At 65.9% G+C, this 8,629-nt stretch carries 7 protein-coding genes and 1 pseudogene; 2 read left to right on the plus strand and 6 right to left on the minus strand.

The window, feature by feature from the left end; genetic code table 11:
- On the minus strand, nucleotides 1–551 hold a 551-nt coding region (locus VFT73_RS06120), incomplete at its 3' end, for a DnaJ domain-containing protein (protein ID WP_326409278.1).
- Nucleotides 552–700: 149 nt separating this feature from the next.
- Between VFT73_RS06120 and VFT73_RS06125 the strand changes: the two genes are divergently transcribed.
- On the plus strand, nucleotides 701–1,084 hold the full coding sequence (locus VFT73_RS06125; RefSeq protein WP_326409279.1) for a hypothetical protein: 384 nt from the start codon (nucleotides 701–703) through the stop codon (nucleotides 1,082–1,084).
- 51 nt (nucleotides 1,085–1,135) lie between these two features.
- Here the strand turns inward: VFT73_RS06125 and VFT73_RS15290 are convergent.
- From VFT73_RS15290 to VFT73_RS06140, 3 genes and pseudogenes are all read right to left on the minus strand, one after another.
- Nucleotides 1,136–1,243: pseudogene (locus tag VFT73_RS15290) on the minus strand (PEPxxWA-CTERM sorting domain-containing protein); the annotation flags it as partial.
- A 1,806-nt stretch (nucleotides 1,244–3,049) separates the two neighbouring features.
- Nucleotides 3,050–4,291 carry a PEPxxWA-CTERM sorting domain-containing protein gene (locus VFT73_RS06135; RefSeq protein WP_326409281.1) on the minus strand — a complete coding sequence of 414 codons (1,242 nt, stop codon included), beginning with the start codon at nucleotides 4,289–4,291 and terminating at the stop codon, nucleotides 3,050–3,052.
- Nucleotides 4,292–4,432: 141 nt separating this feature from the next.
- Nucleotides 4,433–5,335, minus strand: a complete 903-nt coding sequence (locus tag VFT73_RS06140) for a LysR substrate-binding domain-containing protein (RefSeq protein ID WP_326409282.1) — start codon at nucleotides 5,333–5,335, stop codon at nucleotides 4,433–4,435.
- Between the two features lie 281 nt (nucleotides 5,336–5,616).
- Between VFT73_RS06140 and VFT73_RS06145 the strand changes: the two genes are divergently transcribed.
- Nucleotides 5,617–7,914, plus strand: coding sequence for a CDC48 family AAA ATPase (locus VFT73_RS06145; RefSeq protein ID WP_326409283.1), 2,298 nt, complete (start codon nucleotides 5,617–5,619; stop codon nucleotides 7,912–7,914).
- 19 nt (nucleotides 7,915–7,933) lie between these two features.
- Here VFT73_RS06145 and VFT73_RS06150 read toward each other — a convergent pair whose 3' ends face one another.
- Both VFT73_RS06150 and VFT73_RS06155 read right to left on the minus strand, forming a co-directional pair.
- Nucleotides 7,934–8,080 (minus strand): lmo0937 family membrane protein, encoded by a 147-nt coding sequence (locus VFT73_RS06150; protein ID WP_157026592.1) that lies wholly within the window; start codon nucleotides 8,078–8,080, stop codon nucleotides 7,934–7,936.
- 51 nt (nucleotides 8,081–8,131) lie between these two features.
- Complete coding sequence (locus tag VFT73_RS06155; RefSeq protein ID WP_326409284.1) at nucleotides 8,132–8,590, minus strand: DUF1810 domain-containing protein; 459 nt, start codon at nucleotides 8,588–8,590, stop codon at nucleotides 8,132–8,134.
- Between the last annotated feature and the right edge of the window lie 39 nt (nucleotides 8,591–8,629).

Genomic DNA, 8,629 nt, shown 5'->3' on the forward strand with positions numbered 1-8,629 from the left:
ATCTGGGTTCCGGTCTCGGTTCCGGCCCGCAGCTTCAGATCGATCGTCTTGCCGTCGGCAAGCGTGATCCGCTGCGTCTTCAGGCTCGCCGCATCCTCGAACGGCACGCGCAGCCGATAGGCGGTGTCGGCGCCACGCGGCGGCGGCGCCGACCGGCGCCCGAAGCCGGAGGTGAAGCCGCCGCTGCCCGAACGGCCGAACAGCCCCTCGAAAATGTCGCCGAAATCGGATGCCTCGGTGTCGAAATCGAAGCCCGAGGTGCCGCCGCCCGATCGGTAGGTGCCGCCCGCTCCGCGCCCGGCGCCGAAGCCGAACGGCGCGGTCGGATTGCCGTCGGCGTCGATCTCGCCGCGGTCGAACTGGGCGCGCTTGTCCTTGTCGGTCAGCAGGTCATAGGCCGATGTCACCTGCGAGAACCGCTCGGCCGCCTTGGGATTGTCCTTGTTGCGGTCGGGGTGCAGCTCCTTGGCGAGCTTGCGATACGCCTTCTTGATATCGGCTTCGCTCGCGCCGCGAGCCACGCCCAGCACGGAATAGGGATCGGCGGCCATCGCTGTTCCTGTTACTCTCTTCAGTCCTGCATAGTCGGATGTTGCATTTCTGCAACACGCGATTTGGGGAGCGGCCGGATCGGCGGCAAGGTGTTTGGCCTTCGCGCACCGCCCCGGCTGCTTTAGAATGGGTGGCGAGGGAGAGCCATGTGGAACGCACCCGCATTGCCGTGCTGGTCGGCGCCGCGGTCGCGATGACGGGGAGCGCCGGGCCCGGACTGACGGGCCAATGGGGCGCGCGCGGTACGAACCTCAGCATCGGCGCAGACGGCGCCCGGCTGGAACAGGACTGCGCAAGCGGCAGCTTCGCACCCGTGAAGATCGACGCGAACGGCCGCTTCAGTACCAGGGGCCGTTACGAGGCTCACAAGCCTGGACCGCAGCCGGCCGACGCGCCGGATGGTGGAGCTGCCGCGTTCGAGGGCAAGCTCGATGGCGACACGCTGCGCCTGACCATCCGCCCTGCCGATGGCGCGCCGCAGCAGCTGACGCTGCTGAGGGGGAAGCGCGCCAAGCTGATCCGCTGCTACTGAAAAAAAAGGGCGGAGCCGAAGCCCCGCCCCATGCAGGTCGTGCGGTCTCGATCAGGCGTAGCTGACGGTGACGTTGCGGGTCCGGCGCATGCCGAAGCCGACAAAGCCGAAGCCCAGCACCATCATTGCCCAGGTCGCCGGTTCCGGAACGGCGGCGGCGTTGATGCCCGCGATCCAGGTGCTCCAGCGCGATCCGCCGGTGCCGCCGGGATGGCCGAATTCGGCCAGATTATATTCGCGGGCGAACTCGCCGATCAGCCAGAATTTGCTGGGATCGTCGGGGTCGACCGAGACCTGGCTGTAATCGCCCCAGCGCTGCCGGCCCGCGGCCGGCTGACCGTAGAGGCTGCCATTGTGGTAGTCGTTGGTCAGGCTTTCCTTCAGCATCAGCTCGCCGCTGGCCTGATACAGGTGGCCGCTCGGGTCGGTCTTGTACACGCGCGCCAGGAACGCGATCTTGCCGTCGGGGCCGAGGGCGGAGCGGTTGTAGCCGACCACGACTTCGCCCTGGTCGTTCACTGCAATCGAGCCCTGGTAATAATCGTGTCCGGCCGATCCGATGTCCATCTGGTCGATGATGGCATTGGTCGCTGAATCGAGCACCACCAGCCGCAGCCGCGCTTCATCCTGCGCGTCGAGCAACGAGTCGACCGTATGCAGCATGTAGATCTTGCCGTTCGACTCATAGACGCTGCTGCTGATCCGCTCATCGAGCGCATCGATGATCCTGCGATTGGCAGCGATATCGGCCGGCTGGCGCGCCGGGCCCTGGGTCTGGAACGGGTTCTCGCCGATATAGGTCACCGCGCCTTCGGTCGCGCCGAGCGCCGAATTCGGGTTGAGACCGTTCACGTCGTATCGCATCGAATCGTAGAAGAAGAGCGACGCGGCCATCACCTTGCCCGTCGACCCGGCATCGTTGCTGTTCACGCCCTGGATCGCAAAGCCGCGATCCTCAACCTGTCCGCCGCCCGGATTATAGGGCGTCGTGAACTGCTTCATGCCCGCCGTCGTCGGCGCGCCGGCGTTGAACAGGCTGTTCAATGGGATGACGTTGAGCGTCGTGCCACGGAAGCTGTTCGAACCGCCCTGCTGGATCGGCGCGAAGTTGTTGGTGCCGATATAGACCGCGTTCTTGTCGAGGGCGAGCGTCGGATAGTCGGCGGTGGCGCCGAAGCCGAAGCCGGCAAAGCCCGTGAACTTGGTCGATTTCCAGGTGCCGAGCGCGTTGTCGGTATCGGAGACTGCGATCTGCAGGTCCTTGGTGTTCGCGCCGAACGCGACCATGATGTAGCGGTGCGCATCCGCATTATACATGATGCGCGTGTCGCCGTTCGCACCCGTCTGGCCGGCAGCCGCCCAGAAGGCGGTGTCGGACATGATGCCCAGCCGGTTGCCCGTCGACTTGTCATAGACGCTGTAGGAACCGTTGGTCGTCACGACATATTGGCTCTGGCCGACCGTTCCCATCGTGTCGGGCGGAATGAAGTTGCGCGCGAGCAGCGCGTTGTCGAACTGCGTGCTGCCTTCGAACCCGATGAAGACCTGCGGCCCGAGCGGTCCGTTCAGTTGCGGCGTCAGCCGCGTGCCGGCGTCGGTGATATCGCCCGGAATCTGGAGCGTCGGCCCCTGAACCCCCTTCGTTTCCCACCAGGCGTGTTTGATCTGCTGCGCCGAGGCAGCAGTTCCGGAGAGCAGGGCGACAACCGTCGCACTGAGGACGCCTATACCCATTCTGGACATGACTTTTCCCCTTCCCACAAAGGGGAGCGATTCGTCGGCTTTGCTGGCCGCACCCCCTCGACCCCCTGTAGCGACTCGCGTTGAGTCAATTTCGAAGGGCATACCTTGCCGGTTAACGAGTCAATCGAAGAGGAACCGGCCGAGAGGGAATCTTGCTGATCCAGGATAAGAAAGACGGACGGAGCCAGGCTCCGCCCGCCCTGGAGAGGTCCTGATCGCGATTCAGGCTAGGATCGGCGTTCCCTTGCGTGCGCGGCGGGTTGCGAAGCCTGCCATGGCAAACCCGGCGATCATCATCGCCCAGCTTGCCGGTTCCGGCACGCCGGCAGCCATCGCGCCCTGGATGAAATCCTCGTGGATGAAGGTCGGCACGAAGCCGTTGAACTCACCCCAGCTGGACTGGAGGCCGGTCTTGAAATCGCCGACACCGGTTCCGAACGTCAGGCCATAGGAATTCACCGAGGCGAGTTTGCCGTCGATAAATGCGGGGCCGCCGGAATCGCCGCCGGCGATACTGACTTCAAGCGGGCCGAGACCTGTGTTGCAGAATTTCGGTCCGCTCAGGCCCAGCAAGGCGTTGATTGTGCGGCAGGCCGTGTCGTTCTGCGGCAGGCCATTGTCGAAGTCGGAAATATACGAGAACTCGATATCGGCGGTGCCGCAGAACCAATTCGGCCCGCACCCCGGCTCGTTCGCGTCCGGACTCAGGAAGAAGCCGTTGAAGTCGGCGTCGCCCCAGGCGAAATCATATCTGTTGTCGCCTTGCCGGCGGCGGCCGGTGCCGGCCCCGGAGCCGGCGCCGGTGGTGCCCTCGGCGCCACCGACGACCGAACGCGTGCCATAGCCCGCGACGTTGAAGTTGTCCCCGGTCAGGCTGCTGGTCGTATAGAGGTCATAAGATTGAGCGCTTGTCGGCGCGACGCCCGCCATGGTGAGGACGGCGATGTCGTTTTGGTCGATCACTTCGCCTGTGTAGTTCTGGTTCACGTCGATGCGCTTGATATCGATTGCGACGGTGCCGGCATTGGGCACGGCCATCCCGCCTGCGATCGTATAGTAGGTGGCGTCGGCAGCATTCGCCGCGTCCCCGACGAAAATCGCTTGCGTCCGGATCAGCCCTTTCGAGTGGCCGAAGACGTCGTTGGCGGCACCGTCGCTGACGCAGTGGCCGGCCGTAACGATCGACTGGCGGTTGTTCATGAGTGAACCGGAGCAGACGAATTGCGAGCCGTCCTGATATGTCATCAGCAGGCCAACGACGCCGCTATAGCCCGCGTTGTTGGGAGCCAGATAGATGGGATTGCCGCCACTTGCGACAGTCCCCGTCGATGTCTGGCCGACGATGTTGCTTTGGGCTGTCCAGGTCAGGCCATTGCGTGAGCCTGAGGCCGATTTGGCGTCTGCCGATGTCGAGACGACAGCAGCGGCGCCGGCCGCGAGTGCGGCAAGCTTCCACGTTTTCATGTGTCACCCCTTCTCTCTCGGGGAGCAATTCGGCGGCGAAGCGGCCGCACCCCCACCCCCCGGAAACGACTCGCAAGGAGCCGAATGTCAGTCCACACCCGCCATACGACGGAGTCAATCAGGGTTAACGCGCGGCGCTGCTCAGGCGGCGGCGCGTTCGCCTTCGGTGCCGAACAGGCCGGTTAGCCAGCCGCGGAAGAGCTGCACGCTCCGCAACTCGAGCGCGCGCGGGCGGCAGGTGAACCAATAGCTGTAGGGGCTGTCGACTTCGACGTCGAACAGCCGCACCAGCCGGTCGTCGCGCGCGTTCACGAAGTGGCTTTCGTGCATGAAGGCGACGCCCAGGCCCTGTGCCGCCGCCTCGAGCATCAGCTGGCCGGAATCGAAATGATCGACCGCCAGCGGCTCCAGCCCGTCGATGCCCAGCGCATGGCAGAAGGCATCGAACGTGTCCGGCATGTCGCGGTGCAGGAACACGGTCGTCCGCGCGAGGTCCGCCGGGCGGGTGATCGCACGAGGCCCTTTGGTCAGGCTTCGCGCGCCGATCGCCAGCACGCGATTGCGATCGAGCCTGAAGGCATAGAGCGCCGGATCGATGTCGCGCGCCAGCACGATCGCTGCGTCGAGCCCGTCGCCGAGCCGGGCCAGCGCGTGGCCGCCGGTATCGACGTCGAGGTGCAGCTCCGGATGCAGAGCGCGCAGCTCCGCGATGTGAGGGAATATCTGCTGCGATGCGAAAAGCGGCAGCACGCCGAGGCGCAGGCGCAGCACCGTGCCTTCGGTGGTGAACGCCTCGATCGCGGCGCTGAGGCCGTGCAGATGGGGCGCGATCGCCTGGAGCAATTTCTCGCCGTCGCCGTTCGGCCGCATCGCCCCCGGCGCCCGGTCGAACAAGGCGCGCCCCAGAAACCGCTCCAGCGCCTGTATGCGGCGGCTGAGTGCGGGCGACGACAGGGACAGCTCCTCGGCCGCCGCCTTGATCGAGCCCAGCCGGGCGACCTGCACAAAGGCTTCGACAGCAGTCAGTGGCGGCAAGCGACGCAACGATCGGGCTCCTCATTGTGCGCTGCAGCAACCTCTGACGGGTCTGATTCGCGCACATCTCCTGAACGGCCTTAGAGCAGAGCGATTGCGTTTCGTGCAACAACCTTTTTGTTGTTCGCACTTGCAACATAACGTGCTGCGCCGCACATGGGGCGGGCCTTTCAGGCATCCTCTCCTATAAACTTTTCAGGGCCGGCCCTTCGGGGTCGGCCCATTTTTTTGTGCCCGCCCTCGCAACGATCGCACCCGCCTCCTAGTTAACGCCCCAATCGGAGGTGAGGATGGCGGACAGCGAAGAACAGATACGGCGCGTACAGGTCGCCAATGCAAGGCCGGAGGACAGCGGCCGCGGGCTTGCGCGCATCCCGCGCGCGCTGATGACCGCCCTCGGCCTCCAGGAAGGCGATGTCGTCGAGATTACCGGCAAGCGGGCGACGCCGGCGCGGGCGGTGCTGCCCTACTCCGAAGACGAAGGGCTGGAGATCATCCGCCTCGACGGGCTTCAGCGCGCCAATGCCGGCGTCGGCTCGGGCGATTTCGTCGAGCTGAGCAAGGTCGAATCGCGGCCCGCGACACGCGTCGTGTTCGCACCGGCGCAGCAGAATCTTCGCCTGCAGGGGAGCAGCCAGGCGCTGAAGCGCAGCTTCTACGGCCGCCCGCTGACCGCGGGCGATGTCGTCGCGACCGCCGGCCAGCAGCGTGTGCAGCAAGGCGACATGCCGCCGCAGCTGCGGCAGATGCTCGCGGCGCCGGCCTATGCGCTGCAGGAAATCCGCCTCGTCGTCGTGTCGTCGAGCCCGAAGGGCGTGGTGCATATCGACGAAAACAGCGAAGTCGAGCTGCGCCCCGAATATGAGGAGCCGCAGAACCGCCGCGCCGACGTCACCTACGACGATATCGGCGGGCTCGCCGGGGCGATCGATCAGCTCCGCGAGATGGTCGAGCTGCCTTTGCGCTATCCCGAGCTGTTCCAGCGCCTGGGCGTCGATCCGCCCAAGGGGGTGCTGCTGCACGGCCCGCCCGGAACCGGCAAGACGCGGCTGGCGCGTGCGGTCGCGAACGAAAGCGATGCCGAATTCTTCCTGATCAACGGGCCCGAGATCATGGGCTCCGCCTATGGCGAAAGCGAAAAGGCGCTGAGGGAGATTTTCGAGCAGGCGACGCAGAACGCGCCGTCGATCATCTTCATCGACGAGATCGACTCGATCGCGCCCAAGCGCGGGCAGGTCACCGGCGAGGCGGAGAAGCGGCTGGTCGCGCAGCTGCTGACGCTGATGGACGGGCTGGAGCCGCGCACGAATCTGGTCGTGATCGCGGCGACCAACCGGCCGGAAGCGATCGACGAAGCGCTGCGGCGGCCGGGCCGGTTCGACCGCGAAATCGTGATCGGCGTGCCGGACGAGCGCGGGCGCCGCGAGATCCTGGGGATCCATACCCGCGGCATGCCGCTCGATTCGGCCGTTGACCTCGATGAGCTGGCGCGCACGACCTACGGCTTTGTCGGCGCCGACCTCGGGGCGCTTGCCCGCGAGGCGGCGATCGAGGCGGTGCGGCGGATCATGCCCAGGCTGAACCTGGAGGAGCGGACGATCCCGCCCGAGGTGCTCGACACGTTATCGGTCACACGCGACGATTTTTTGGAGGCGCTAAAGCGCGTCCAGCCATCGGCGATGCGCGAAGTGATGGTGCAGAAGCCGAACGTCCGCTGGGCGGATATCGGCGGGCTCGATGAAGCGCGCGAACGACTGCAGGAAGGCGTCGAGCTGCCGCTCAAAAATCCCGACGCGTTCCGGCGCCTGGGCATCCGTCCGGCCAAGGGGTTCCTGCTCTATGGTCCACCGGGCACCGGCAAGACGCTGCTGGCGAAGGCGGTCGCGCGCGAGGCGGAGGCGAATTTCATCGCCACCAAATCGTCGGACCTGCTGTCAAAATGGTATGGCGAAAGCGAGCAGCAGATCGCTCGCCTGTTCGCGCGTGCCCGGCAGGTCGCTCCGACCGTCATCTTCTTCGACGAGCTCGACAGCCTCGTGCCGGCCCGCGGCGGCGGGCTCGGTGAGCCGCAGGTGACGGAGCGGGTCGTGAACACGATCCTCGCCGAAATGGACGGGCTGGAGGAGCTGCAATCGGTCGTCGTCATCGGCGCGACCAACCGGCCGAACCTGATCGATCCGGCGCTGCTGCGGCCCGGCCGGTTTGACGAGCTGATCTATGTGGCGGTGCCGGATCAGGCCGGACGCCAGCGCATCCTGGAAGTGCATACGAAGAAGATGCCGCTGGCCGGCGATGTCGATCTCGCCTTGATCGCAGAGCGCACGGAGCGCTTCACCGGCGCCGATCTGGAGGATCTGGTGCGCCGCGCCGGTCTGTCCGCGCTGCGCGAATCGCTCGGCAACGAAAGTGTCACGATGGCGCATTTCGAAAAGGCGCTGGCGGACACGCGTGCATCCGTCACGCCCGAGATGGAGCGCGACTACGAGCAGATCGCGGCGAACATCAAGCAGGATGCGCTGGCGCTTCAGCCGATCGGCTTCATCGCGCCGGGCATGCTGACGCCGCGCGGGCCGAAGGGCGGGGATTAAGTCCCCGCCCTGGACGGGGCTAGACGCGGCGGCCGGTGAAGAGCTGGATCAGCCCGACGATGATCGCCAGCACCAGCAGGATGTGGATCAGCCCGCCGGCGATGTGGAACGCGAAGAACCCAAGCAGCCACAGGACCAGCAGGATGACGGCGATCGTCCAAAGCATGTCTTTTCTCCCGAACAGCCGCGCGAATTGCGGCCGGCGGGAGCAGAACGCTCACGAAACGATTGGCGTTCCGGGCCGTCCGAGCAGTTCGAGCGTCAGCGGGTCGCGCGCGCCGGTGTAGAAGGCGTCCAGCACCGCCGCGAACGTCGCGGCATCGTCTGCGACCGTTTCGAACAGCGTCATCGACGATCTGAGCTTCAGCGCGTCGACGCCGCCCATGATGGCCTCGGCGCTTTGGTCTTTGTGCCTCAGCAGCGCCAAGCAACATTGGCGCAATCGCGGGCCGAGCGAAGGATGGGCAAGATAGGCGTGTGCTTCGGCCGCGGACCGGATGCCGTAGAATCGCGCCGTGTCGCTGCGGCCGAGGCTCGCGAGTTGCGGGAAGACAAACCACATCCAGTGGGTCCGCTTCCGCCCCGCCTCCAGCTCCGCCAGCGCATCGGCAAAGCTCGACGCCTGCGCTTCGATGAAGCGCTGCAGGTTGTGCGGATCGGGTGCGTCGGCTGCCACGTCCCCTGTCCAACGCAAAAACGCGCGCCGGGCAAGGCC

The organism is Sphingomonas sp. (assembly GCF_035758555.1).
Lineage (GTDB): Bacteria > Pseudomonadota > Alphaproteobacteria > Sphingomonadales > Sphingomonadaceae > Sphingomonas_B.